The 25,343-nt window shown below is 63.8% G+C and carries 31 protein-coding genes; 15 read left to right on the top strand and 16 right to left on the bottom strand.

The genetic code is table 11. The features are described from left to right. The first annotated feature begins 77 nt into the window (after positions 1-77). A complete protein-coding gene (locus K9B33_RS02180; RefSeq protein WP_224546362.1) occupies positions 78-509 on the top strand; it encodes an MAPEG family protein in 432 nt (143 codons plus the stop codon). Here the strand turns inward: K9B33_RS02180 and K9B33_RS02185 are convergent, their stop codons facing one another. The 6 genes from K9B33_RS02185 to K9B33_RS02210 form a co-directional block, all read right to left on the bottom strand. Further along, positions 510-1,169, bottom strand: coding sequence for an MBL fold metallo-hydrolase (locus K9B33_RS02185; RefSeq protein WP_224546364.1), 660 nt, complete (start codon positions 1,167-1,169; stop codon positions 510-512). It abuts the gene before it with no gap. A 110-nt stretch (positions 1,170-1,279) separates the two neighbouring features. Further along, positions 1,280-1,615: a hypothetical protein gene (locus tag K9B33_RS02190; RefSeq protein WP_224546366.1), complete on the bottom strand. Its 336-nt coding sequence runs from the start codon at positions 1,613-1,615 to the stop codon at positions 1,280-1,282. A 21-nt stretch (positions 1,616-1,636) separates the two neighbouring features. Beyond that, complete coding sequence (locus tag K9B33_RS02195) at positions 1,637-2,062, bottom strand: RrF2 family transcriptional regulator (protein ID WP_224546368.1); 426 nt, start codon at positions 2,060-2,062, stop codon at positions 1,637-1,639. An 86-nt stretch (positions 2,063-2,148) separates the two neighbouring features. Next, positions 2,149-3,192 carry a glycerophosphodiester phosphodiesterase gene (locus tag K9B33_RS02200; RefSeq protein WP_224546370.1) on the bottom strand — a complete coding sequence of 348 codons (1,044 nt, stop codon included), beginning with the start codon at positions 3,190-3,192 and terminating at the stop codon, positions 2,149-2,151. After that, positions 3,189-3,545 carry an ArsC family reductase gene (locus K9B33_RS02205; RefSeq protein WP_224546372.1) on the bottom strand — a complete coding sequence of 119 codons (357 nt, stop codon included), beginning with the start codon at positions 3,543-3,545 and terminating at the stop codon, positions 3,189-3,191. Before K9B33_RS02205 ends, K9B33_RS02200 begins: the two co-directional genes overlap by 4 nt. Before the next feature lie 15 nt (positions 3,546-3,560). Continuing rightward, on the bottom strand, positions 3,561-3,941 hold the full coding sequence (locus K9B33_RS02210; RefSeq protein WP_224546374.1) for a RidA family protein: 381 nt from the start codon (positions 3,939-3,941) through the stop codon (positions 3,561-3,563). Positions 3,942-4,096: 155 nt separating this feature from the next. On the opposite strand from K9B33_RS02210, the gene K9B33_RS02215 reads away from it, so the two are divergent. Both K9B33_RS02215 and K9B33_RS02220 read left to right on the top strand, forming a co-directional pair. Beyond that, positions 4,097-4,393, top strand: a complete 297-nt coding sequence (locus tag K9B33_RS02215) for a hypothetical protein (protein WP_224546376.1) — start codon at positions 4,097-4,099, stop codon at positions 4,391-4,393. A 175-nt stretch (positions 4,394-4,568) separates the two neighbouring features. Then, complete coding sequence (locus K9B33_RS02220) at positions 4,569-5,090, top strand: thermonuclease family protein (RefSeq protein ID WP_224546377.1); 522 nt, start codon at positions 4,569-4,571, stop codon at positions 5,088-5,090. A gap of 7 nt (positions 5,091-5,097) precedes the next feature. On the opposite strand, the gene K9B33_RS02225 is transcribed toward K9B33_RS02220, so the two are convergent. From K9B33_RS02225 to K9B33_RS02240, 4 genes are all read right to left on the bottom strand, one after another. After that, positions 5,098-5,712, bottom strand: a complete 615-nt coding sequence (locus K9B33_RS02225; RefSeq protein ID WP_224546378.1) for a glycine zipper 2TM domain-containing protein — start codon at positions 5,710-5,712, stop codon at positions 5,098-5,100. A gap of 302 nt (positions 5,713-6,014) precedes the next feature. Further along, positions 6,015-6,215, bottom strand: coding sequence for a hypothetical protein (locus K9B33_RS02230; protein WP_224546379.1), 201 nt, complete (start codon positions 6,213-6,215; stop codon positions 6,015-6,017). Between the two features lie 26 nt (positions 6,216-6,241). After that, positions 6,242-6,403: a hypothetical protein gene (locus K9B33_RS02235; protein ID WP_224546380.1), complete on the bottom strand. Its 162-nt coding sequence runs from the start codon at positions 6,401-6,403 to the stop codon at positions 6,242-6,244. A 239-nt stretch (positions 6,404-6,642) separates the two neighbouring features. Continuing rightward, positions 6,643-7,695, bottom strand: a complete 1,053-nt coding sequence (locus K9B33_RS02240) for a ribonucleotide-diphosphate reductase subunit beta (RefSeq protein WP_224546381.1) — start codon at positions 7,693-7,695, stop codon at positions 6,643-6,645. 102 nt (positions 7,696-7,797) lie between these two features. Here K9B33_RS02240 and K9B33_RS02245 point away from each other — a divergent pair, with 102 nt between their 5' ends. After that, entirely contained in the window at positions 7,798-8,043 is a 246-nt protein-coding gene (locus K9B33_RS02245; RefSeq protein WP_224546382.1) for a DUF2171 domain-containing protein, read from the top strand. 46 nt (positions 8,044-8,089) lie between these two features. On the opposite strand, the gene K9B33_RS02250 is transcribed toward K9B33_RS02245, so the two are convergent. After that, entirely contained in the window at positions 8,090-10,030 is a 1,941-nt protein-coding gene (locus K9B33_RS02250; RefSeq protein WP_390902377.1) for a ribonucleoside-diphosphate reductase subunit alpha, read from the bottom strand. A gap of 501 nt (positions 10,031-10,531) precedes the next feature. Here K9B33_RS02250 and K9B33_RS02255 point away from each other — a divergent pair. From K9B33_RS02255 to K9B33_RS02290, 8 genes are all read left to right on the top strand, one after another. Beyond that, a complete protein-coding gene (locus K9B33_RS02255; RefSeq protein ID WP_224546384.1) occupies positions 10,532-11,176 on the top strand; it encodes a glutathione S-transferase family protein in 645 nt (214 codons plus the stop codon). Positions 11,177-11,265: 89 nt separating this feature from the next. Then, positions 11,266-12,786 carry a fumarate hydratase gene (locus tag K9B33_RS02260; protein ID WP_224546385.1) on the top strand — a complete coding sequence of 507 codons (1,521 nt, stop codon included), beginning with the start codon at positions 11,266-11,268 and terminating at the stop codon, positions 12,784-12,786. 36 nt (positions 12,787-12,822) lie between these two features. Beyond that, complete coding sequence (locus K9B33_RS02265; protein ID WP_224546386.1) at positions 12,823-13,272, top strand: hypothetical protein; 450 nt, start codon at positions 12,823-12,825, stop codon at positions 13,270-13,272. Between the two features lie 139 nt (positions 13,273-13,411). Continuing rightward, the gene (locus K9B33_RS02270; protein WP_224546388.1) at positions 13,412-13,648 is read left to right on the top strand and encodes a hypothetical protein; all 237 of its coding nucleotides are present in this window, start codon (positions 13,412-13,414) and stop codon (positions 13,646-13,648) included. 54 nt (positions 13,649-13,702) lie between these two features. Then, positions 13,703-14,758 (top strand): DUF3667 domain-containing protein, encoded by a 1,056-nt coding sequence (locus K9B33_RS02275; protein WP_224546389.1) that lies wholly within the window; start codon positions 13,703-13,705, stop codon positions 14,756-14,758. A gap of 31 nt (positions 14,759-14,789) precedes the next feature. Continuing rightward, positions 14,790-15,707 carry a DMT family transporter gene (locus K9B33_RS02280; RefSeq protein WP_224546390.1) on the top strand — a complete coding sequence of 306 codons (918 nt, stop codon included), beginning with the start codon at positions 14,790-14,792 and terminating at the stop codon, positions 15,705-15,707. Between the two features lie 97 nt (positions 15,708-15,804). Next, positions 15,805-17,166 (top strand): methyl-accepting chemotaxis protein, encoded by a 1,362-nt coding sequence (locus K9B33_RS02285; RefSeq protein WP_224546391.1) that lies wholly within the window; start codon positions 15,805-15,807, stop codon positions 17,164-17,166. A gap of 741 nt (positions 17,167-17,907) precedes the next feature. After that, on the top strand, positions 17,908-19,125 hold the full coding sequence (locus K9B33_RS02290; protein WP_224546392.1) for an MBL fold metallo-hydrolase: 1,218 nt from the start codon (positions 17,908-17,910) through the stop codon (positions 19,123-19,125). A gap of 3 nt (positions 19,126-19,128) precedes the next feature. Here K9B33_RS02290 and K9B33_RS02295 read toward each other — a convergent pair whose 3' ends face one another. The 5 genes from K9B33_RS02295 to K9B33_RS02315 all read right to left on the bottom strand — a co-directional run bounded on the left by K9B33_RS02295 (position 19,129) and on the right by K9B33_RS02315 (position 22,097). Then, entirely contained in the window at positions 19,129-19,656 is a 528-nt protein-coding gene (locus K9B33_RS02295) for a hypothetical protein (RefSeq protein ID WP_224546393.1), read from the bottom strand. Positions 19,657-19,721: 65 nt separating this feature from the next. After that, the gene (locus K9B33_RS02300) at positions 19,722-20,228 is read right to left on the bottom strand and encodes a DUF3617 domain-containing protein (protein WP_224546394.1); all 507 of its coding nucleotides are present in this window, start codon (positions 20,226-20,228) and stop codon (positions 19,722-19,724) included. A 99-nt stretch (positions 20,229-20,327) separates the two neighbouring features. Then, on the bottom strand, positions 20,328-20,621 hold the full coding sequence (locus K9B33_RS02305) for an HNH endonuclease (RefSeq protein ID WP_224546395.1): 294 nt from the start codon (positions 20,619-20,621) through the stop codon (positions 20,328-20,330). After that, positions 20,599-21,525 (bottom strand): hypothetical protein, encoded by a 927-nt coding sequence (locus K9B33_RS02310; protein WP_224546396.1) that lies wholly within the window; start codon positions 21,523-21,525, stop codon positions 20,599-20,601. The genes K9B33_RS02305 and K9B33_RS02310 overlap by 23 nt, the downstream gene beginning before the upstream one ends. Then, a complete protein-coding gene (locus tag K9B33_RS02315; protein ID WP_224546699.1) occupies positions 21,522-22,097 on the bottom strand; it encodes a DUF3617 domain-containing protein in 576 nt (191 codons plus the stop codon). The genes K9B33_RS02310 and K9B33_RS02315 overlap by 4 nt, the downstream gene beginning before the upstream one ends. A 61-nt stretch (positions 22,098-22,158) precedes the next feature. On the opposite strand from K9B33_RS02315, the gene K9B33_RS02320 reads away from it, so the two are divergent. Genes K9B33_RS02320 through uvrB form a run of 3 tightly spaced genes read left to right on the top strand, consistent with a single transcriptional unit; the run spans position 22,159 to position 25,248 of the window. Beyond that, positions 22,159-22,599: a DNA/RNA non-specific endonuclease gene (locus K9B33_RS02320; RefSeq protein ID WP_224546397.1), complete on the top strand. Its 441-nt coding sequence runs from the start codon at positions 22,159-22,161 to the stop codon at positions 22,597-22,599. After that, positions 22,586-23,014 (top strand): hypothetical protein, encoded by a 429-nt coding sequence (locus K9B33_RS02325; protein ID WP_224546398.1) that lies wholly within the window; start codon positions 22,586-22,588, stop codon positions 23,012-23,014. Before K9B33_RS02320 ends, K9B33_RS02325 begins: the two co-directional genes overlap by 14 nt. Before the next feature lie 50 nt (positions 23,015-23,064). After that, the gene (gene uvrB / locus K9B33_RS02330; protein ID WP_224546399.1) at positions 23,065-25,248 is read left to right on the top strand and encodes an excinuclease ABC subunit UvrB; all 2,184 of its coding nucleotides are present in this window, start codon (positions 23,065-23,067) and stop codon (positions 25,246-25,248) included. The last annotated feature ends 95 nt before the right edge of the window (positions 25,249-25,343 follow it).

Here is a 25,343-nt window from a genome sequence, read left to right on the forward strand (position 1 = left end):
CCATTGGCCTTTCCCTTTGACCTTGCCCGGTCGTCCATGCCGTCTAGGATATGGCGCCTGAAACGAGGGGATATTCCATGCTGCTGCCGATCACCCTGACCTTTGCCGCGGCCTGCGCGCTGCTCAACCTGTGGATCGCGACTCGCTGCGCGCGCATTCGCATCGCCGACAAGGTGATGCATGGCGATGCGGGCAACAGCCTGCTGGCGCGGCGGATGCGCGCCCATGCCAATTTCGTGGAATATACGCCGATCGTGCTGATTCTCTTCGCGCTGGTCGAACTGGCCGTGGGCGCGTCGCTCTGGCTGTGGATCGGCGCACTGGTCTATGTGGTGGCGCGGGTCGCCCATGCGTTCGGCATGGACGCCGACCAGCCCACGGTCTGGCGCGCGGGCGGCGCGCTGCTGACCTGGGGCGTGATGGTCGCGATGGCCATCACCGCGCTGACGATCGCCTATAGCGCGACGCGGGCAATGCCCGTGCCGCCGGCAATGGCGGCGCGGGGGTAATTATCCCGCCAGCACCGAATCGGCGACGAAGGGGTTGGTCCGCCGCTCATGGGCGAAATTGCTCATCTGGCCATGGCCGGGCACGAAGGCCGTCTCGCCGCCCAGCGGCCACAGCTTGCCCGTAATGGCGTCGATCAGATGCTGATGATTGCCGCGCGGAAAGTCGGTGCGGCCGATCGATCCCTGGAACAGGACATCGCCCACGATCGCCAGCTTGCTGGGCGCATGGTGGAAGACGACATGGCCAGGCGTGTGGCCGGGACAGTGATAGACATCGAAGATCAGTTGGCCGACCGTCACCTGATCGCCGTCGACCAGCCAGCGATCGGGTTCGAAGCTCTCGCCGGGCAGGCCCCAGCGCTCCCCATCCTGCGGCAGCCGGTCGATCCAGAAACGATCATCCTCATGCGGCCCCTCGATCGGGACATTCAGGTCGCGCGCCAGCACGCCAGCCTGTCCGCAATGGTCGATATGGCCGTGGGTGACGAGGATCTTCTCGATCGTCACACCATGTTGCTCGGCCGCCTTCCTGAGCACCGGCAGGTCGCCACCCGGATCGACGAAGGCGCCGCGCATCGTTGCCGTGCACCAGAAGAGGGTGCAATTCTGCTGCAACGGGGTGACGGGGATCAGGACGGCTTTGAGCGGCGGCGTGGTCATGCGGCTGATGTGGCGGACAGGTGGACCATGCGCAACCCCTCCGCCGTTCAGGCTGAGCCTGTCGAAGCCCTGTCCTTTATTGGAAGCAGAAGAACAGCCCTTCGACTGACTCAGGGCGAACGGGCCTGAAGCGCTGGAATCCATTCTTCAAAGCGCTGCACTGGCAGACCCGGCAGTGCGTCATATGCTTCCACCTTCAGACCTAAACTTCCATCCCTTCGCTCAACGGAAATAGTGCACCCGCTATGATGGGTCGCAAGAGGGGATAGGATGGACCCAACCTTTGCCACCATCTCATGCATTTCAGACCGTTCAAGTGGGGCATCGCTGTCGAAGAAAATCCGAATATCGGCATTTTCAATGACTGCGCGTTCAATCCAACAAGCATGCGCCGATGGTCGATCGTCCGCTAAAGCAGATCCATGTGTGGATGCCAGCGCCAACACAATCCCCAATCCTACCACGATCTACTCTCCCGCCTCGACCGCAAACGGCTCCGCCAGGCTGATGCTGTCCAGCACCTTGGCGGTTTCGTCGCGGACGCGCAGCATCACGCGGTGCAGGCGGCATTCCGATTCGGGCAGGCAGTTGGTGCAGCTTTCATGCGCGAAGCGGCTGGCGCAGGGGGTGAGCGCCAGCGAGCCGCGGGTCAGCCGGACGATGTCGCCATAGCTGACGTCCACCGGCGCCAGCGCCAGCCAATAGCCCCCGTCCCTGCCCCGCTGCGTCGCGACCAGTCCTTCGCGCGACAGTTCGGACAGGATCACGGTCAGGAATTTGGATGGGATATTCTGGCGCGTCGCGATTTCATTGAGGGGTACCGGACCCTGGCGGTAGCGATCGGCGAGATGCTGAAGCGCACGGATGGCGTAACGGGTCTTCTGGGACAACATGGGTCCGTTATTCGCCCGCGCACCCGCTTTGGCAAGTCAAGCGAGGCGAGAGAGAAAGAAGTTTTCGCTTGGCGCGCCATCGCCGATCAGGGTGCGGTGGCGGACAGAGCCGCGCGCGCCTGCGCGGGAAAGTCGCTGAAGACGCCATCGACCCCGGTGGCGGCGATGGCACGGACCCAGCCGGCGAAGTCGCCGCGACCCTGCGGATCGTCGGGGCGCTGATATTGGGCCGGCAGGAAGCTGTTTTCCATCCGCAGCGTCCAGACATGAACCTGCAAGCCCGCATCATGGGCGCGGCCAACCAGCGCGGTCGGGCCTTCGGGCGCGATGATCAGCGCCGCCGAAGGCCCGATGCCATCGGCGTAAGTGGCGATCTCCGTCAGGCCCTGGACCGTCAGCATGTCCGCATAGCTGGTGCCGGGCAGGTCGGCCGGGCCGCCCTCCGCATCGACCAGTTGAATCAGGCGCAGCCGGGTCGCGGCGCGAAGGGCCTTCAGATTGCCGACCTCGAACGACTGGATGAAGACCGGGTCGGCCTCGCTCTGATAGCCGTAGCGGCCGAGCAGATCGAGCAGCGCGGCCTGATGCGGCAGCCCCAGCCCCGCGAAATAGCCGGGATGCTTGGTTTCGGGATAGAGGCCGATGCGGCGGCCGGTTTCGGCCTCCTTCGCGCGGACCAGCTTCAATATCTCCTCGAAGGTCGGGATTTGATAAAGGTCGTCGAAACGCCGATTGGCCGGACGGACATCGGGCAGCCGTTCGCGCGCATGCAGCGTGCGCAGTTCGGCGAGGGTAAAATCCTCGGTGAACCAACCCGTCATGGCGACCCCGTCGATCGTCTTCGTCGTCTTGCGATCGGCGAATTCAGGATGCTCGGCGACATCGGTGGTGCCGGCTATCTCATTTTCATGCCGGGCGACCAGCACGCCGTCCTTGGTCAACACCAGGTCCGGCTCGATATAGTCGGCGCCCTGATCGATCGCCCGCTCATAGCTGGCGAGCGTATGTTCGGGCCGTTCGCCGCTGGCGCCACGATGGGCGATCAGGATCGGTTCGGCATGAACCGCAGAGAGGGGAATGAGGCTCATCAACAGATACAGTCCGATGCGCGCCAGCCCCCGCCCGATCATGCCTTCACGCCCTGTAGTGCATTTTCATAGGTCGTCGCCTTGAACCCGACGAGAGTTTCGCGGCCGGTGTCGAGGATCGGGCGCTTGATCATCGAAGGGTTGGTGATCATCAGCAGGATCGCCTTGTCCGCATCGATATGCGCCTTGTCCCCGGCGTCCAGCGCCTTGAAGGTGGTGCCGGAGCGGTTGAGGATGGTTTCCCAGCCATGTTCCATCACCCATTCTTCCAGCTTCGCCTTGTCGACGCCGGCGACCTTATAGTCGTGGAAGCTGTAGCTGACCCGCTCATTGTCCAGCCAGTTGCGGGCCTTCTTGATCGTGTCGCAATTTTTGATGCCATACATGGTAATCATGATGCGGTGCTCCTGTTACCCTTTGAAGGCGGTGACTTCGATTTCGATCTTCATCTCCGGCTTGACGAGGCCGGCGATGACGCAACTGGCCGCGGGGCGGATGTCGCCGAACACAGGGCCGGCGATATCGCCCATCACATCCCAATAGGCCGCGTCGGTGATATAATAGGTCACGCGCACGACGTCGGAGAAGGAAAAGCCCGCGTCGTCCAGTGCCTTGCCGATGACCTTGAGCGCATTCCGGCCCTGCTCCACAACCGATTCCGGCATGGTCTTGGTTTCGGGATCGGTGCCGGTGGTGCCGGCGACGAAGCACCAGTCGCCCTGGACGACGGCGCGCGAATAGCCGACCTGCGCCTCGAAGGGCGAGCCGGAGGAAATGAGCTGGCGGGGCATGGGAGATTCCTGCTGCAGTGCGAAAGGATCAGAGCGGCCTTTGCCTCCTTGACGAAAGACTGTCCAGTCATTTCCGGGCCAGTCATTTCCCCGGAACGGCGGGCGCGCAAGGCCGTTGGGGAAGGATCGGGCATCAGGCCCCAAGGAGACATGCGATGGACCGCCCTACCCCCGACCGCGAACTGGAAGACAATAAGGAACAGGCCGAGGCCGGCACCCAGGCGCAGGATGTCGCGGATGATGCGCGGGCGCGCTCCACCGACCTTGCCGAAGAAAGCGAACATGGCGGGCGCGCCAACCCGGCGCAGATCATCCCCGACGACGTGCCCGATCTGGTCGACAAGATGACCGAGATGGACCGGTCCGGCCGGATCGACATGGACGCCTATGCCGGCGAGCCGCAAATGGACGATGAGGAAGATGAGATGGGGCCGACCGAGGAGGACGAATAGCGCTGGGCGCTGGCGACGGTGTTCATCCTTTAAGCGCCGTTTCGGATGATCCCGGCCGGGATGATAGTGCGCCGGTCCATGGCGTTGACCGGCGTCAAATCGGATCGTCGCCGGATCGGTGAAAAGCTGGATCGGCTTTAACGCCCTGTTTGCCGGACGCTCGCTAGAGCGGGGCATGGCGAGACAGAAATATGCGCGTGGCCGGCAGGTCCGGTTGGGATTTAGCGGGCCGGCGCTTCTCTATATGCTGTGCCTGGGCTTGCTGCTTGGCTGGTATGGGCCGGACTGGATCGCGCGGATCGACCTGCCTCCGATCGCTGCGCCAGCGCCGGAGGTTGCGGCCGACGGCCTGCGGGCCGATTTCGCCTTCTGCCATAGCGGCGGCGGGACCAATTGCGTTGTCGATGGCGACACATTCTGGTTCCGCGGCGAGAAATATCGCATCGCCGACATCGACACGCCCGAAACCCATGGCCCGCGCTGCCTGGCGGAGGGCGAACTGGGCGCGCGTGCGACACGGCGATTGCAGGCGCTGATGAATGAAGGGGCTTTCTCGCTGGAAAGCGGCGATCGCGACAGCGACCGCTATGGCCGGGCCTTGCGGTTGGTAACGCGCGGGGGCCAGTCGATCGGCGAACAACTGGTCGCCGAAGGACTGGCCCGACGCTGGGATGGCAGCCGCCACCCCTGGTGCTAGTGCCGACTTAGCGGCAGTTGACGCCGCCGCGGTCGATCTCGCGACCCAGCAGCGCGCCGGCGCCGCCGCCGATCAGGATGCCCGCGACATTGGACTGGCCACGGTCGATCTGGCTGCCGAGGAGGCCGCCCAGAGCTGCGCCCACGATCAGACCGGTGGTGCCGTCCGACCGGCGGCAATAATAGCGGTCGTCATAGCCGCGGTAGATACGGGTGCGGCGATCGACCCGGATCGGGGCGTAGCCGGTGCGATAATAGCGGTCGGGCCGATAGGAACGACCATAGCGCGGATCGGGACGGTTCCAGTCATAGCTGTAGACCGGACGGCCGGGACGGCGATAGTCGGCGCGACGATTGTCCGCGCGGCGATCCTGGCGCCAATCGCGGCGGTCTTCCCGGCGATCCTGCCGGAAATCGCGACGATCGGCGCGACGATCCTGGCGGAAATCGCGACGGTCCTCGCGCTTTTCCTGGCGAAATTCGCGGCGATCCTCGCGCCGTTCCTGGCGATGCTCCCGATTATGCTGGCCGGGCTGGGCGAAGGCCGGGGTGGCGGCGACGCCGGTCAGGGCGATTGCGCCGAGCGACAGGGCGGCGATGGCCTTGTGCAACGAAAATCTCACGGGTGGGACTCCTTCCCTCTGGGTATCGTGGCGGTAGAACCCGCGAGATTAGGGGATGTTGCATGAACGGAACAAAACGCGTCGTTCAGTCGGGGGACAGGGGCGTAAGGAGCGGCGCGGGCGACCGGAACTTCCGGAACTTCATGCCTGTCGACCCTGGGAAGTTTTTTGCAGGACGATTTCCCCCTCGCACGGCGGGATGCGGTCTGACGATGCGAAGGAACGGGCAGAGCATAGCGTAGCGGCGGCATGTAGGACAGCGCGGACGGGATCGGCCGGATGCGCCTAGGGCGCCAACGGCGTCAGAGCGCGTTGGCGAGGGCGGCGCGCTGGTCGTTGGTGAGGCCGTCGGCGGCAGCGTTGTCGTCCTGCGCGCCGGGACTGTCGTCGCCGGAGCCGACGAACTGGATGGCGGTCAGGATCACCAGCAGCGCCCAGAGCAGCGCGAACCAGCGGCTGGTGAAGATCGAGCGGAGGCGGACGCCGAAGAACATGGCGCGCATGATAAGCGAGCGGGGTTAAGGAAGCTTCACCCCGGCGACGCGGTCCTTTGCGGGATCGGGGCCGGATCGGGGGGGGCAAAGGTGATCGGGCTGGTCAGCACGACCCGGTCGAGCCGCGTGGCGCTCATGCAGCGATGACACCAGCACTGGTCGAAGACGACCTCCAGCACCCAATGCTGCGCCGCCATGTCCCACGCCGCCCAGGCGTCGCGCGTGACATGGTCGCTGCCGCAGACATTGCAGATATAGCTGTGATGGCGGGATGTGTGAGGGGTGGGGCTGGCTCGGTCATGGGGCGAGCATAAAGCGATTCGCGCCGTTTTGGCGCGAGATGGGTCCGTTATGGACGCAAAGCACGGGTCCCGCCGTCGAAGGCATATTGGAAGCGTAAAGGTGGCGCCATCGCAGGCGCCACCTTCGATCATTGTCACTCCGCCGCGATGCCCGCCGCCTTGAACATGTCCGGGTCGGTGTCGTCGGTGTTGGCCGCGTCGCTGCCCTTGATCTTCTGGCGGCGGTCGAAGGCGTCCCAGACGTCGTTCCACTGGCCGCGCGTCGCGCCCTTCGAATATTCGGTCGCGCGGGTTTCGAAGAAGTTCGCGTGCTCCACGCCGTTCAGCATCGGCGCGAGCCAGGGGAGCGGATGCTCGTCGATCATGTAGATGGGCTTCAGGCCCAATTGTCCCAGACGCCAGTCGGCGATGTAGCGGACATATTTCTTGATGTCCTTGGGCGTCATGCCGGGCACCGGACCCATTTCGAAGACCAGATCGACGAAGGCATCCTCGATCCGGACGGTCTTCTGGCACATGTCCATGATATCGTCCTTGACCGCAGGGGTCAGGCAATTGCGTTCCGCGCAGAAGGCGTGGAACAGCTTGATGATGCCTTCGCAATGGAGCGTTTCGTCGCGGATCGACCAGGTGACGATCTGCCCCATCCCCTTCATCTTGTTGAAGCGCGGGAAGTTCATCAGCATCGCGAAGGAGGCGAAGAGCTGCAAGCCTTCGGTAAAGCCGCCGAACATGGCGAGCGTGCGGGCGATATCCTCGTCCGTGTCGACGCCGAACTGTTGCAGATAGTCGTGTTTGTCCTTCATCTCCTTATACTGCATGAAAGCGCTATATTCGCTTTCGGGCATCCCGATCGTGTCGAGCAGATGCGAGTAGGCGGCGATGTGGACGGTTTCCATGTTGCTGAACGCGGTCAGCATCATCTTGACCTCGGTCGGCTTGAACACGCGGCCATATTTTTCGTGGTAGCAATCCTGCACCTCCACGTCGGCCTGGGTGAAGAAGCGGAAAATCTGCGTCAGCAGGTTGCGCTCATGGTCGGACAGCTTCTGCGCCCAGTCGCGGCAATCCTCACCCAAGGGCACTTCCTCGGGCAACCAGTGGAGCTGCTGCTGGCGCTTCCAATATTCATAGGCCCAGGGATATTCGAAGGGCTTGTACACCTTGGAGGCTTGAAGAAGAGGCATGGGACGGAACTCCGGGCGAAATCGTTACGAATGAAGGGCGGTTGCAACCCGGGCGGGGACGGGACGTTGAGACGTCGCTACCCCCCGCACAGGAGAAATATCATGGTCGACCTCAACAGCATTCAGGAACATGCCGAAGTGATCGGCGCCGATGGCGTCCATGTCGGCACCGTCGACCATATGGACGGTGACCGGATCAAACTGACCAAGAAGGACAGCGGGGAAGGCAGCCATAAGGGGCATCATCATTATATCAGCCAGGGCCTGATCGCGGCGGTCGAGGATGACGGCACGGTGCGGCTTTCCGCCAATGCCGACGTCGCGGTGACGTTCGAAGAAGAAGCCTGAATGCGCGGGCGCGGCGGCATAGGCCGTCGCGCCCGGCGTCAAACCCTTATTGACAGGCGAGGCACTCGTCATAGTCGGTGGTCTCGCCGATTTCGAACTTGGGTGCGTCGATCGTATTGTCGGCCTCCACGCCGCCGGCGAAGCCCGCGCGCTGGACCGATTTCGACCGCAGATAGTAGAGCGACTTGATGCCCAGTTCCCAGGCGCGGAAGTGGAGCATGAGCAGATCCCATTTTTCCACATCGGCCGGGATGAACAGGTTCAGCGACTGCGCCTGGTCGATATAGGGCGTGCGGTCGGCGGCCAGTTCGAGCAGCCAGCGCTGGTCGATTTCGAAGCTGGTCTTGAACGTGTCCTTTTCTTCCTGGCTCAGGAAGTCGAGATGCTGGACCGAGCCGCCCTTCTCCAGGATCGAGTTCCACACCGCGCTGCTGTCCTTCGCCTTGGCGACCAGCAGCTTTTCCAGATAGGGATTTTTGATCGAGAAGCTGCCCGACAGCGTCTTGTGGGTGTAGATGTTCGCCGGGATCGGTTCGATACAGGCCGACGTGCCGCCGCAGATGATGGAAATCGACGCGGTCGGCGCGATCGCCATCTTGCAGGAAAAGCGCTCCATCACGCCCTGATCGGCGGCGTCGGGGCACGGGCCGCGTTCCTGCGCCAGCATCATCGACGCTTCGTTCACCTGAGCGTTGATATGCTTGAAGATGCGCAGGTTCCACGACTTGGCCATGGCGCCTTCGAAGGGAAGCCCACGCGCCTGGAGGAAGCTGTGGAAGCCCATGACGCCCAGACCCACCGAGCGTTCGCGCATCGCGCTATATTTGGCGCGCGCCATTTCGGGCGGGGCGCGGTCGATATAATCCTGCAACACATTGTCGAGGAAGCGCATGATATCCTCGGCGAAGGTCGGATGATCCTTCCACTCGTCCCAGGTTTCCAGGTTCATCGACGACAGGCAGCAGACCGCCGTGCGATCATTGCCCAGATGGTCGCGACCGGTGGGCAGCGTGATTTCCGAGCAGAGGTTGGAGGTCGATACCTTCAGCCCCAGATCGCGATGATGTTTGGGCATCATGCGGTTCACCGTGTCGTTGAACACGATATAGGGCTCGCCGGTGGCCAGCCGTACCTCGACAAGCTTCTGGAACAGGGCGCGGGCATTGACCGTGCCGCGGATCGACTGATCCTTGGGGCTGCGCAGATGGAAGTCCGCACCGTCGCGCACCGCTTCCATGAACTCGTCGGTCAGCAGCACGCCATGATGCAGGTTCAGCGCCTTGCGGTTGAAGTCGCCGCTGGTCTTGCGGATTTCGAGGAACTCCTCGATCTCCGGATGGGAGACATCGAGATAGCAGGCGGCGGAGCCACGACGCAGCGACCCCTGCGAAATCGCGAGCGTCAGGCTGTCCATCACCCGGACGAAGGGGATGATGCCGCTGGTCTTGCCGTTGAGGCCGACCGGTTCGCCGATGCCGCGGACATTGCCCCAATAGGTGCCGATGCCGCCGCCGCGCGAGGCGAGCCAGACATTCTCGTTCCAGGTGTTGACGATGCCTTCCAGGCTGTCGTCCACGCTGTTGAGATAGCAGCTGATCGGCAGGCCGCGCCCGGTGCCGCCGTTCGACAGGACCGGCGTCGCGGGCATGAACCAGAGGCGCGAAATATAATCATAGACGCGCTGGGCATGCGCGGCGTCGTCGGCATAAGCGGCGGCGACGCGGGCGAAGAGGTCCTGATAGGATTCGCCAGGCAGCAGATATCGGTCGTTCAGCGTGTCCTTGCCGAACTCCGTCAGCAGCGCGTCGCGCGACGGATCGGTCGTGACGGCGAAGCGCCGCGCCTGCACGGTCGAGGAGGTCAGCACCTCCGGCTCCGCCCGCGTTTCCACGGGCGCGGCCGAGGCCTGCGCCTTCATATCATCCAAAAGATCGTCCATCACAGTCGCCACGTCGCCAGCACCTTGTCCACTATCCCGAAAATCCATGCGAGCCCCCGATGTTCCTGTTCCGTTCGATTCGGTCAAGCGGGTCGCGACAAGCCGCGCATCCTAGCATGAACCGCACCACTCCGGGGACGGAAAAGGGCCCAACCGAGCAATCGCAGGGACAAAAATCCCCCCGCACCGGAAAATCAGCCAGCGACGCAATCACAATCTGTTGGGTAACCCCCGTTAACCCGATACCACAGATAGTGCCATAGCCGGTTGCAGGCGCAAGAGGGTAAATGACAATTGAAAGACTCGGTTCGTCGCCGATCGGAGTCATTTCACCGCCTGGCACGCGGGCGACGCATGGACTTGCCTTGCCCCCAAAAAAGGCAAGGGGGATATGCAGGCTGAAAAATAAATTTCGCTTGTCAGCCAAATTCAGACGAAGGTCTAAAGGCTTGCGACCCTCGATCGCCAATGCCGCCCGTCATGGCCGGGGCGCGCTATGCCGGATATGGCCAGATGCGCAGGATGCTGCGGATGTGCGGAGGATGTTCGATGATTCTCTATTACCACCCCCTCTCCTCCTATTGCTGGAAGGTGCTGATCGCCTTCTACGAAAATGGCGCGCCCTTTGCGGGCCGGATGCTGGAGGATGGAGAGGTCGCGCAGGAGTGGATGGCGCTGTGGCCGATCGGCAAATTCCCGCTGCTGCACGATCCGGCCAGGAACGCCACGATCGGCGAGGCGAGCGTCATCATCGAATATCTCGCCCAGCATGAAGCCGGCACCTTTCGCCCCATCCCCGCCGATCCCGACGCGGCGCTGGAGGTGCGGCTGATGGATCGATTGTTCGACAATTATGTGATGGCGCCGATGCAGGCGATCGTGGCCGACCGGCTACGGCCCGAAGAACAGCGCGACTCGTTGGGCGTGACGCAGGCACGCGATTTGCTGGCCAAGGCCTATGCGCTGATCGAGGCGCGAATGGCCGGGCGGCGCTGGGCGGTGGGCGAAGCCTTCACCCTGGCCGACTGCGCCGCCGCCCCGGCGCTGTTCTACGCCGACAGGATCGTGCCGCTAACGCCGGACTTTCCGGGGCTGGCGGCCTATCTGGCGCGGCTGGGGGCGCGACCGAGCGTCGCCCGCGTGCTGGAGGAGAAGCAGCCCTGGTGGCACCTCTTCCCCTTTGCGGACGGCTGATGCTGGACTTGGGGCCGATTACGCACTAGCCGCTGCCCCTTGCAGGGACCGGCCGTGCAGAGGCTGGCCGCACATAAGGACCAGGGTAGATGACGCTCATCAAAACCGCCGACCTGATCGAGAGCGTCGCCGACGCGCTCCAGTTCATCAGCTATTATCATCCGATGGATTATATCCGCGCGCTGGGCAAAGCCTATGACGCCGAAGCCAATCCGGCGGCCAAGGACGCGATCGCGCAGATCCTGACCAACAGCCGCATGTGCGCGGAGGGGCATCGCCCGATCTGCCAGGACACCGGCATCGTCAACATCTTCATCAAATGGGGTATGGACTGCCGCCTGGACGACAATAGCCGTTCCATGCAGGACATCGTCGATGACGGCGTGCGCAAGGCCTATCTGAACCCCGAAAACCGCCTGCGCGCCTCCATCCTGCGCGATCCGGCCTTCGCCCGCCAGAATACCAAGGACAATACGCCCTGCGTGCTGAACGTGGAAATGGTGCCGGGGAACACAGTGACGGTAGACGTGGCGGCCAAGGGCGGCGGCTCGGAGAACAAGACCAAGTTCAAGATGATGAACCCCAGCGATTCGATCGTCGACTGGGTGCTGGAGATGATCCCGCAGATGGGCGCGGGCTGGTGCCCGCCCGGCATGTTGGGCATCGGCATCGGCGGCACCGCGGAAAAGGCGGTGGCGCTGGCCAAGGAAAGCCTGATGGAGCCCATCGACATGGGCGAACTCAAGCTCCGCGGGCCGCAGAACAAGATCGAGGAGATGCGGATCGAGATTTTCGACAAGGTCAATGCGCTGGGCATCGGCGCGCAGGGCCTGGGCGGCCTGTCCACCATCCTGGACGTCAAGATCTACGACTATCCCTGCCATGCGGCGGGCAAGCCGGTGGCGATGATCCCCAATTGCGCTGCCACCCGCCACGCCCATTTCACGCTGGACGGCTCCGGCCCGGCCTATCTGGAAGCGCCCAAGATTTCGCAATGGCCGCAGGTCGACTGGAAGCCGAGCAAGGAAGCGATCAGCGTCGACCTCAACACGCTGACGCCCGAAATCGTGCAGAGCTGGAAACATGGCGACCGGCTGCTGCTGAACGGCAAGATGCTGACCGGCCGCGACGCCGCGCACAAGCGGATCAAGGACATGCTGGCCAAGGGCGAGAGCCTGCCGGTCGATTTCAAGGGCCGCGTCATCTATTATGTCGGCCCGGTCGATCCGGTGCGCGACGAGGTGGTCGGCCCGGCCGGCCCGACCACCGCGACCCGCATGGACAGCTTCATGGACATGATGCTGGAACAGGGGCTGCTGGGCTGCGTCGGCAAGGCCGAGCGCGGCGTGGCGGCGACGGAAAGCATCGCCAAGCATAAGAGCGCCTATCTGATGGCGGTCGGCGGCGCGGCCTATCTGGTCGCGCGCGCGATCAAGGGCGCCAAGGTCGTCGGCTTCGAAGATCTGGGCATGGAGGCGATCTACGAGTTCGATGTCCAGGACATGCCGGTGACCGTGGCGGTCGACAGCGAAGGGCAGAATGTCCACCGCCTCGCCCCGCTGGTGTGGCAGGAAAAGATCAAGCGCGAGAAACTGCTCGAAGGCGCGTGACTTTCCCACCCTCCCCATTGCATTATGGGGAGGGTCATGAAGGGGACACGCATGTCGCGGATGAACGGATTTCGGCTGACGCTGGCCATCATGGGCCTTTGCCTGAGCGGCGGGGCGATGGCGCAGGACACCAACGACATGGCCGCCATGATGAAGGCGCTGGGTGGGGGCCTGTCAGGCAAGGCATTGCGCACCGCCATCGACAAGGCGGCCACTTTTCCGCTGGGCAGCCAGGACAATCCGGTTCGCGCCAACGGCCCGGAAGGCCAGAGGGCCTATCTGTCCCGGCTACGATGCGCCGATGGCAAGGCCCCTGCTTTCGCGCGCGGCGGATCAGTGGGGATGGGCGTATTCGGCTATATCGTTGATGTCTATGGCGTGACCTGCCCCGGCAGCCAGGCCGAGCAAGTCTATATGGACATGTATCATCGTCATAGGGAAGACAGTGCGCCGCCGGGCTTTACCATGGCGCGGCCGATCGCCTGACAGGATATCGGAACCCGCTGCTGCGCAAGGCCAGACCGTCCAACTATCTGATTGATGCGGATCAAGACGGCGCGCGACCCGGGAACTCCGGTTCGTGCGCCGCATTCTTTTCGGCACCCCTCATGCCGGAGCATGTCCCATGTCCTTCACCCAGCTCGACCCGCCCCTACCCGTCCATGTAGAAGGCAAGGGGAAGGGCTATGCCCTGGCGGTCATCGATTATGGGCAGGAACATAATCTGATCTGGGTGACAGGCCTGAGCGAATCGGGCGAAATCTGGTGCGCCCCCAATCCGCTGGTACGGCTGGAGGCGAACTGGACGATGGGGCGGCAGGGCCTGCCGCATGGCCTGCCGCCGGGCACCAAGCCGAGTTGATATCGACGCAAGCCGTCTGGTGTCCGCCCCACAGCCCTGATATCCTCCGGTCCCATGACGGGGGAAATCGAAGCGGCGGGTGATGCGATCACCGGGGGGATGCTGGCGCGCGCGGTGGAGCCGGGCCATGGCGAGGCCCATGCGGCCGGCCATGGCGCCTGCCGCAATTGCGGCGCGACCATTAACGGCAATTATTGCGCACAATGCGGGCAGGCGGCGCATCTGCATCGCAGCTTCGCCGCGATCGGCCATGACCTGGCCCATGGCGTGCTGCATTTCGAGGGCAAGATCTGGACCACGCTGCCCGAACTGGCGCTGCGGCCGGGCCATCTGACGCGGCGCTATATCCACGGCGAGCGGGCGAAATTCGTGTCGCCCTTCGCCCTGTTCCTGTTCAGCGCCTTCCTGATGTACGCGATCTTCTCCTTCACCAGCCACGGCCCGGAGGACAAGGCGCAGGGCGTCAGGATGAACAAGGAAGCGCAGGCCGAGCTGCGCAAGGAACAGGACAAAGCCGACGCCGACATCCGCAAGATCGAGGCGAAGCTGGCGCAGCCGGGGATTTCGGCCAGCCGCAAGGAGGCCTTGACCGAAAATCTGGCGGAGGCGCGGGAGGAGCGCGACGGGCTGACGCTGGCGAGCGGCATCACCGATTCGCTGCGGGGCGAAGGCATGAGCGGCGGAGTGGCGCAGACCGTGGGCAAGACCATCAGCGCCGTGGCCAAGAATCCTGAATTCGCTTATTACAAGCTCAAGGCCAATGCCTATAAATTCTCCTGGGCGCTGATCCTGATTTCGCTGCCCTTCATCTGGCTGCTCTTCCCGTTCAGCCGCCGCTACAAGATGTACGACCATGCGATCTACATCACCTATTCGATCGCCTTCATGTCGCTGCTCTTTTCGCTGTCGATGATCCTCACGACCGTCCATGCGACCAGCGGGCTGGTGACGCTGGCGCTGCTGCTCTTCGCCACCTGGCACATGTATCGCCAGTTCAAGGACGCCTATGCCCTGTCGCGCATGGGCGCATTGTGGCGATTGCCCCTGCTCTACGGCTTCGCCTGCGTGTCGCTGTCGCTGTTCTTCACCTTCCTGGTGATGATGGGGTGACGTGGGGACGGGACGCGCTATAGCGCCCGCGATGATCACATCCCCGATCTGGTTGCCCGCGACGCTGGTCGCCGGGGCCGTGCAGGCGTGGCGCACCGCGATCCAACGGCGCGTCAGCCACAGCCTGTCGATCAATGCCGCAGGGCTGGTGCGCTATCTGTACGGCATCCCCTTCACCCTGCTGCTGCTGGGCGGCTATGCCCTGCTCTTCGCTGCGCGACCGCCGGCGATCGAGGCCGATTTCCTGCTCTTCTGCGTCGGCGGCGGGCTAGCGCAGATCGTCGCCACGAACTTGCTGATCGCCGCGTTCCACCATCGCAATTTCGTCGTCGGCACTGCCTATTCCAAGACCGAGGCGGTGCAGGGCGCTGTCCTCTCCTTCCTTTTGCTGGGGGAACGGCTGCACCCGCTGGCCTGGGCCGGGATCGGCTGCGGCGTGATCGGCGTGATGCTGCTGTCCATCGGGGGCAAGCGCATGGGGCCGGGCGATGTCCTGCGCGCCCTGGGGCAACCGGCGGCGCGGGCCGGCATCGCGTCGGGCTTCTTCTTCGCGCTGACCGCGATCGGCATCCGCCGGGCGACGCAGGCGGTGGGCGGGGACGACCGCATTCTCGCCGCGCTGCTGGTGCTGGTCGCTACGGTGCTGGTCCAGACGCTGATGCAGGGCGCCTGGCTGATGGCGCGCGAGCCGGGCGAGATGCGGCGGGTGCTTGCAAGCTGGCGGGTATCGGGTCAGGTTGGCCTGCTGTCCGCGCTGGGCAGCGCCTGCTGGTTCACCGGCTTCGCCACCGCACCGGTGGCGCTGGTGCGGATCGTGGGCCAGGTCGAAGTCGCCTTCACCATGGCGTTCGGCCATTTCTACCTGAAGGAGCGGATGCGGCGGAGCGAGGCGGCGGGCCTGCTGCTGGTGGTGAGCGGCGTGGCGCTGGCGCTGGCGGGCGCGCTGTGAGCCGCGCGCCCCAGCGCTAAGCTTTCCTTTACCATGGCCTGCTAGCCCTTCCCATGTGGGAAAAGAAGCGCACTCCGAGAACGTCGCCCGAGCGGTGATGAAGGTCGCCAAATTGTCTGGCGACCTGGGCATCCGCACGCTCGATCTGCAAGCGGACATCAGCGAGCTGGCCGACCGGGTGACGCATCAGGCCCGCACGATCGAGGCGATCAGCGGCGCGGCGGCGCAATTGTCGCGCGACGGCGACAGCGTGGCGATGGCAGGCCAGGAAGCGCGCGCGCAGGCGGTGGCCGCCCGTGGCATCATCGACGATTCGGGGCGGCAACTGTCCGCGGCCAACCATAATTTCGTCGATCTGATCGAACAGGTGAAGCAGGTCCACAGCCGGCTGGACGGTTTCGGCGAGGCGCTCAAGACCGTGGCCCATGTCACCAGCGTCATCAGCGGCATCGCCAGCCAGACCAATCTGCTCGCGCTCAACGCCACGATCGAGGCCGCGCGCGCCGGCGATGCGGGACGCGGTTTCGCCGTGGTCGCGTCCGAAGTGAAGAAACTGGCGCAGGAGACCGCGGCGGCGACCCATACGATCGAACAGTCGATCGCGGCGCTGACCGGCGAGGCGGGCGGGATACTGGCCAGCATCACCCATGGCGCGCAGACCGCGCGCACCGCGCTCAACGACACCAAGAATATCGAGACTCTGGTCGATCGGCTGGGTACGCTGATGCAGGGCCTGTCGCACAATAGCGAGGCGGTGGCCGAGCGCATTGCCTCGATGGTGGGTTCCGCGGGCGAGATTCGCGGCGGGCTGGCGGCGCTCGCCAGCACGTCCACCGACAATGCCGACGGGCTCCAGCGCCTGTCGGGCCGCGTTTCCACCGCCAGCGACGACACCAACGAACTGCTGCAATATCTCGCCGAAAGTGGTGTCGATATTCCCGATTCGCCCTATATCCGCTTCAGCCTGGAGAGCGCGCAGCAGGTCAGCGACGCGATCGAACGCGCGATCGACGAAGGCAGGATCAGCGAAGCGGCGATCTTCAGCGACTATTATGCGCCGATCACCGGCACCAACCCGCCACTCTTCACCCATCCGGTGCAGGATGCGATGTTGCCCGCCGCCCGCGCCGCGCAGGAAAAGGCCCGCGGCTTTCCCGGCCTGTTCGGCATGACCTTCACCGATCGCAACGCCTATGGCGCGGTCGCCATGCCCGAACGCGCGCAGCAGCAGCGCCCCGGCGACGAAACCTGGAACCTGGAATATGCGCGCCAGGGCGTAATCTTCGATTTCCCCGATACCCGCGAACAGGCGAAGATCACAAAACCCTTCTGCATCAAGGCCTATCGCCGCCTGACCGCGCAGGGCGACGTCATCCTGTTGAAACAGGTAATCGCGTCCATCCATGTGAAGGGCCGCCATTGGGGCATATTGCAGATGGCCTATCAGGACCAGAGCTGAGGCAGCGGGCAAGGGTTGCGCGCGTTGCAGCGTATTGGGGGCGACGAAAACGACCAAAGCGGTCGTTCAATTGCAAATAAATCAATTCCAGGACCAAACTAAGCAGGATTTAGTTCCGGTCCATATAGGGGTTCAGGAACAGTCCACGCAGAAGGCAAATCTGAAAAGTTACCCCACAGGTTCCACTTTACATTAGCCATATCGAACGACGCCAGTCCCCATTCGGGCGGATCAGGCCAGCCAAACCAATCCCGATCAATCAAAAACAAGACTTCATTTCCAAATTCGGCGACGAACCCCGTTCCTATCTTTCGCGTCCAATCGTAGTCGTCTCCGAGTGCAGATATGGCGGGCCAGTCGTTTAAGCCCGCGCGCCGCCAAGTAAGTGGCCAGCTTGCGCGTTCGCAATACCCCTTCTTCATAGAACGAGATCGCAAAAAGCCCGACTTCCATGGGTTTGATTCCCAAAACATTTGCGATTGGACCTCTTGTATCCGGTTCGCCTCTTTATGCTCCTAAAGCGGACAGGCTGCTACCCACCCCGTTTTCGTCATTCCCGCGCAGGCGGGAACCCATCTCCCAACCTCTCGACACGACCCGAAGGCTGGAGATGGCCCCCGCCTGCGCGGGGATGACGGTATAAGGATGGGGCGTCCCCTTCCCACCCATAGGCGACCTTCCGCCCTTGCCCCATCCTCGCCTTGCGCTATGTCGCTGGAAATCATCAACGCGGGAGCAGCCATGGGTCGCCTTGTCAGCATCGTCCAGGGGGTAGGGATCGCGCTGCTGTTCGCCGTCATCGGCCTGTGCCTGGCGATCATATGTCTGCCGCCCTTCCTGGACCGCATCTATTATCAGGGACCGGTGAGCCGCCATTATGACGGCGCGCATTTCTTCAATCCCGATGGCGCGATCGAAAGCCCCGCCCCGCCCGGCACCAGTCGGCAGGGATTCATCGCGCGCTGGCTGATCGGCCATGACGACCGGCCGGAATGGCCGCTGGGGATCGCGGTCAAGCCCGCGCGTCCCGCCCCCTTCGCCGCGCCGCGGGGCATGGTGGCGACCTGGGTCGGCCATGCGACGGTGCTGGTGCAGGCGGCGGGGCTCAACATCCTGACCGATCCGATCTGGTCCGACTATGCCAGCCCCCTCCCCCCGCTCGGCCCGAAGCGGATCGCGCGGCCGGGCATAAAGTTCGACGACCTGCCGAAAATCGACCTGATCCTGCTCAGCCACAATCATTACGACCATATGGACCTGCCCACGCTCAAGCGGCTGTGGGAGCGGGACCGGCCCAAGATCGTCACCAGCCTGGGCAATGACACGATCCTGAAGGCGCACGGCATTCCGGCGACGGCGCTGGACTGGGGCCAGTCGGTCAGCGGCGCGGCTTTGAACGGACTGGCGCCGCAAGCGGTGATCCAGTGCGGCAGTTACGAACATTGTCCCGACTATCAGGTGCATGTGACCCGCAACCATCATTGGGGCAGCCGCTGGGGCACGGACCGCAACCGGGCGCTCTGGTCGAGCTTCGTGATCGAAACGCGGGCGGGCAATATCTTCTTCGCCGGCGACACCGGCGCGGGCGACATGGGCTGGCCCATGCAAGCGCGGCGCTATGGCCCGATCCGGCTGGCATTGATCCCGATCGGCGCATTCCGGTTCTGGAAGGGGCAGATGCAGTCGGACGCGCATATCGGCCCATTGCAGGCGGTGGACGTATTCCGGCGACTGGGCGCGTCGACCGCGATCCCGATCCACTGGGGCACGTTCCGCCTGTCCTACGAACAATGGGACACGCCGCCCCGGATGCTGGAACTGGCGCTGCGCTGCGCGGGGATCGCGCGCAAGCGCTTCGCCCCGCTGCGCATCGGCCAGTCGCTGCCGGTGCCGACCGTCAGCCCGGTGCCGATCGGGCCGAAGCGATGCGACGAACGGGCGATCCGGGCGCTGGAATGAGGATCAGCAGTCCCCGGTGCGTTCGATCGTGCGGCGCAGGCGGAAGACGGCGCTATGGGTGTTGCCCGACGGTTCGGGAATGCGCGCGATGCTCTGGATGTCGAGGCGGATATAGGTCGCGCCCATCGCGCCTTCGACCCGGACGGTCGGGGTCACCGCGGTCGCGCCCCAAGTGCGCGGCGCGCAGCGGGCAAGGCCGGATACGCTATGCCCTTCCAGGGTCCATTCCTCCAGGCTGCAATCGGGCAGGCGCGCCGCGATCAGCCGGGTCGCCTCGTCCCGATTGCGCAGCCGCGGTTCGCCGCACAGCTCCTCCGTCCTGGTCGCCTGCGCCAGTTGCGCGTGCAGGCCTGGCGGCACATCCTCCAGCGGCACCGAACGATCGTCCAGCGTCACCCCGATCGCCCGCGTCTCGTCGCGCCAATGGCCCAGGCGCGGCGGATTGTCGGGATCGTCCACCTGGCGCGCGCAGTCCGTCAGGGCGCCGGTCGCCAGCAGCCCTGCCATCAACGTCCATCCGACCCGCCGCATCGCCCTTCCCCTCATCTGGCCGATGCACAGTGGGGGCGGGCGATTACCGAAAGCCTAACGGGCCGTCAGCCGGCCTTGGGACAATCCCCCACCCGCTTGCCGGTGACGTCATGCGTCGTGCGCAACACCGCGCTGCCACCCTGCATCTTGGTCATCGTGGTGCCCAGGGTCAGCGTGTCGGCGGTATAATTGCCCTCCACCACGATTTCCGAGGTGCCGGTCCCGGCGGTGCAGGACAGGGTGGCGATCAACCGCCCCTTGCGCACCATCTGGTCCTTGTAGCTGCAGGCCGTGCCTTCCTTGCCCGCCAGCGCGTTCGCGTCGGGCAAGCCCTTTGCGTCCACGGCGATGCACAATTTCTCCTCGCCGATCTGCTTGAGCGCCGCCTGATATTCGGCGGGCGTGACGGTGGGGGTGTTGTAGCCGGTGGTCTTGCGGGTGATCGTCCATTCGCCCGCCTGCATCAGCACCGGCGCTTCCTCCGCCTGGGGCGCGGGGACCGGATCGCCGCCACAGGCGCCAAGGCCGAGGGTCAATCCGAGCGGCACCGCCGCCAGCAGTTTCATGCGCATATCCTCGTCCCCTGTTTTTGACGCCGTTCTCTGATCGGAACGGCAGGAGGCTCTACCCGCCGACGCCAAAGCGCAAGCGGAAATGACGCCTGCGCGCGATTATCGGCGGCGGTGGGTGGGGGCGTGGAAATCGGCTGGCTTGTCGGCGACCCAGGCCAGGAAGCGGGCGATGGCGGGATGCGTGCGCAGGGCGGCGGCATCGCCATAGGCGCGTGCCAGATCGGCGTTGGGCAGGGTCGCGTGAATGACGCGATGACAGATCGGATGGAGCGGCACCGTGTCGCGCCCGCCCCGGCTTTTGGGCAGCGGATGGTGCCACTCTACCCGGCGGCCCAGCGGACGGGCGCAGAGCCAGCAGGCGGCCGGCGCCTCAGTCGGCAGGGCCGGTCCCATCCTCGTCCACCAGCGCCTTCACCAGATGGCCGCGCTGGCTGCGGCCGAACCGGTTGAGCGGCAGGTCGTACAGTTCGATCAGAAAGCGCCGGTCCCAATCGGTAAGATTGCGCGCCCGGTCCTGTAGCGCGAACAGGTTGAGGACGGACGGCACCGGCGGCTGCGCCTTGCCCCGCACTTCGGCCAATCCGACGAAGGCGGCATAGTCGGCGGCGGCATTGAGCGACACGCCCTCCGCGCAATGGACATCGATGACGACGGTCGCGGCTGACAGGATGCGGACCGCCTGGGTACGGATCAGGCTGGAGGCGAAGGAGCCGCCCATCGGCACGCCGTCGGGCAGCATGGAAGACCCCGATTCGCTATTGCCGCCCGTGACCGGAGACGGGGTCGCCCCGGTCATTGCGCCGTCGCCCGACCCGATACCGATCGTATACCACCAGCGGATCGGCGCATCGCTTTCCAGCAGCGCGCGGCGTTCCGGCCCCTCCACCTGCGCCATGCGGCTGGGACGCCTGTCGTTGATGATGGCGACCATATCCTTGCCATCGCTGACGAAGGCGACCAGCAAATTGGTGTCGCAATCCGTCTTCGCCAGCGGCGCGCCGATCGTCCTGATGGTCGCGCGCAGCCGGTCGGTCACGATCCGGCCATGATCCGGCGACAGGCCCATCACCTTGGGGCAGATGCCTTCCACCCAGCGGGCGACGCTGCGGTCGCCCTGCACAACGCCCAGCTTGCGCACGAAATCATTGGCCTTGGCGCGGACTTGCTCGCGGGTCAGGCGCTGGCCCTCGACCACGATCATGTCGCCATCCTGGGCCGGCTGGGCCGAAGCGGCGGCAGACGCCAGCCCGGCGAGCCACAAGGTGGCGGACGCGCAAGCCGCCAATCGCCGTCTCATTCGCCCTGCGTGCAACGGTCCGCGATCCATTTGCCCTCCGACCGGGCGGTCATCGCCATGGTCATGCCCTGCGGGCCGCCCACCATCTTCATATCCATGTCCATCGCATAGGTTTCAGGCGCATAGGCGCCGGACATGGTCGCGTTCATCGTGCCGCCCTGCGACTTGCACGACACCTGCCCCTTCACCGTGCCGCCCTTCGCCTCGAAGCCGCCATAGGTGCAGTTCTCATTCTCCTGTCCGGCGAACATTTCTCCGCTCGGATTGGCGGCCTGCTCGGGCGTGACGCAATATTTGAGCGATGTCTGGTTCATCGCGCTCTTCATCTGATCCTTCATGTTCGCCGGGGCGCCGGGCATGTTGCCAAGGTCCAGATCCTTGACAGTGAAGCGGCCCTCCCACTGGCCGGGCCTGAGTTGCACCTTATCGACCTGCGCCTTCACCTCCTGCTTGCTCATGGCGTCGGTGGCTGCGATCTCGCCCGTCTTGTCGCCGGGTTTGTCGCCGGGCTTGTCGCTACAGGCGGCGACGCTGGCGGTCACCAGCAGTAGCGTCAAAAATGTCCGGCGCATCATCATTCCTCCCTGTTTCCGTGTTCTTACGCCGATCATAACAGCGCCACGCGCAGGTTCAATGACGGGACGCAAGGGTTATTTGTTCTTTATTTGTTCCTATTGGCCTGCTACAGCAACGGCGTCGAGCTTTAGGGAGAGTTTTGATGCGGCGGACTTCGCCGGGCGAACTGACGTCTTTCAGGCACAGGCTGGCAAGCCCGACCGGCTTGGCGATGATGATGGGGGTCATTTCATCGCTGCTCGCTTCAATGGGCCCAGCGACAGCTTCAATTATTTCGCCCAGAATGCAAACTTCAACCGTGGCAGCTATCGAGCAATGGAAGATGGATGGGCCAGGGAATTGCGCGCGGGGCACAAGGTGTTCGTGGACATCGAACCGCTTTATGAAGGAACTTCGAAACGGCCCTATCAAATCAATGTCAGTTGGGAGGTCGATGGTCAAAGAACCATCCAAAAATTCCCCAACCAAGCGAAAGGCAGAGCCAGTGGCAAAAGATAAGCTGGACATTCTTGGTCCGCTCTTCAACGAGATCGGCGGGGAACTGGTCGATATCGTCGGTGGCACTCCCGATGGCATTTTTCTTTACGTCGAGATCGGTGAAGGCTGGATCAGCCCGAATGTCTTCAAGGACGAAGGGCATCAAATCCGATATCTTAATGACAATGAAACACTGTCCGATCTTCTTTGGGAGGCTTGGTATGCCGAGTCCGAAGAAAGCGGTATCAAGCGCTGGTCGATCATGGAATATGAGATCAAGGACGGGAAGTTCGACGTCAGCTTCAAATATCCTGATGAGGTGAAAGTCGAAACTATCAGCATGGAACGCCGCCAAGCCGCATTGCTCGCGCGTTTCGGCGACAAGCCGGTGGTCTATCCGCCTATGCCCAGAACCGCGTTCGAACTTAAGCCCTGACCTCTTGCGACGCGGATTGCTTCGCTGCTCGAAGACCCCATATTGCTCCCATGTCGATTCAGATCCGCACTACGCTCGATGAACCGGAAACCGGGGAAGGATTCGTGCCCCATCGCCCGGCCCGCCCCGAAAAGAGCGAGGGCGGCCGGCCGTTCACCCTGGTGAGCGATTACGAGCCCTCGGGCGACCAGCGCACGGCGATCCCCGAACTGGTGGAGCAGGCGCTGGCCGGTGAGAAGGATCAGGTGCTGCTGGGCGTCACCGGTTCCGGCAAGACCTTCACCATGGCCAAGGTGATCGAGGCGTTGCAGCGGCCTGCGCTGATATTGGCGCCGAACAAGATTCTCGCGGCGCAACTCTATGGCGAGTTCAAGAGCTTCTTCCCCGACAATGCGGTCGAATATTTCGTCAGCTATTACGACTATTACCAGCCCGAAGCCTATGTCGCGCGGTCGGACACCTATATCGAAAAGGAGTCCAGCGTAAACGAGAGCATCGACCGGATGCGCCATTCGGCCACCCGCGCGCTGCTGGAGCGGGACGATTGCATCATCGTCGCGTCGGTCTCTTGCCTCTATGGCATCGGGTCGGTCGAAACCTATTCGGCCATGACCTTCACAATGAAAAAGGGCGGGATCGAGGACCAGCGGGAGATCATCCGCAAGCTGGTCGCGCTCCAGTATAAGCGCAACGATGCGGGCTTCGCGCGCGGCAATTTCCGCGTGAAGGGCGACAATCTGGAGATTTTCCCGTCCCATTATGAGGATACCGCCTGGCGCATCAGCTTCTTTGGCAACGAGATTGAGGAGATTGTCGAGTTCGATCCCTTGAGCGGCAAGAAGGTGGCGAGCCTCGACTATGTGAAGGTCTTTCCCAACAGCCACCATGTGACGCCCGGCCCGACGCTCAAGCAGGCGATGGAGGCGATCCGCCACGAACTGACCGAGCGACTGAAGGAACTGGAGGCCGAGGGCAAGCTGCTGGAGGCGCAGCGGCTGGAGCAGCGCACCAATTTCGACCTGGAGATGATCGCGGCCACCGGCAGCTGCGCGGGGATCGAGAATTATTCGCGCTTCCTGACCGGCCGCCTGCCGGGCGAGCCGCCGCCGACCCTGTTCGAATATCTGCCCGAAAACGCCTTGCTGTTCGTAGACGAAAGCCACCAGACCGTGCCGCAGATCGGCGCGATGGCGCGCGGCGACCATCGGCGCAAGATCACGTTGGCCGAATATGGGTTTCGCTTGCCCAGTTGCATCGACAACCGGCCGCTGCGCTTCAACGAATGGGACGCGATGCGGCCGCAGACGGTCAGCGTATCGGCTACCCCCGGCCCGTGGGAGATGAACCAGACCGGCGGCGTGTTCAGCGAACAGGTGATCCGCCCCACCGGCCTGATCGACCCGCCGGTCGAGATCAAGCCGGTCGAGGACCAGGTCGACGACCTGATCAACGAATGCCGCAAGGTGGCGGCGCAGGGGTATCGCACGCTCGTCACCACCCTGACCAAGCGGATGGCCGAGGATTTGACCGAGTTCATGCACGAGGCGGGGATCAAGGTCCGCTACATGCATAGCGACGTCGAGACGCTGGAGCGTATCGAACTGATCCGCGATTTGCGGCTGGGCGTCTATGACGTGCTGATCGGCATCAACCTGCTGCGCGAGGGGCTGGACATTCCCGAATGCGGGCTGGTGGCGATATTGGATGCGGACAAGGAAGGGTTCCTGCGCTCCGAAACCTCACTGATCCAGACGATCGGCCGCGCGGCGCGTAATGTCGAGGGGCGGGTGATCCTCTATGCCGATCGCATCACCGGCAGCATGGAGCGCGCGCTCAACGAAACCGGGCGGCGGCGCGAGAAGCAGGAAGCCTATAATCTGGAGCACGGCATCACGCCGACCACGATAAAACGCAATATCGGCGACATCATCGCCCATGTGTCGAGCCGCGATCAGGTGACGGTCGATACCGGGCTGGACGATCGGCCGCATCTGGTGGGCCATAATCTGCGCGCCTATATCGAGGATCTGGAAAAGAAGATGCGCGCGGCAGCGGCGGACCTGGAGTTCGAGGAAGCCGGGCGGATTCGCGACGAGATCAGGAAGCTGGAAGCGGAGGAGCTTGGGTTGCCGGCGCATGAGCAGGTTGCCGCGCCGCGCGGACGCGCGACCGAGGGCAAGCCGGGGACGCGGAAATTGCGGTACGGGAAGGTGCAGAAGAAGTTCGGGCGGTAGGCACCACCGGAACCGCCCCATGAGATATGGCTGAGGGGTATAAACCTGAGTTTGTAATCCTGTCACACCAGGACAGGTTCAAATCGAAGGGATAG

This window comes from Sphingobium sp. 3R8 (assembly GCF_020166615.1).
Lineage (GTDB): Bacteria > Pseudomonadota > Alphaproteobacteria > Sphingomonadales > Sphingomonadaceae > Sphingobium > Sphingobium bisphenolicum.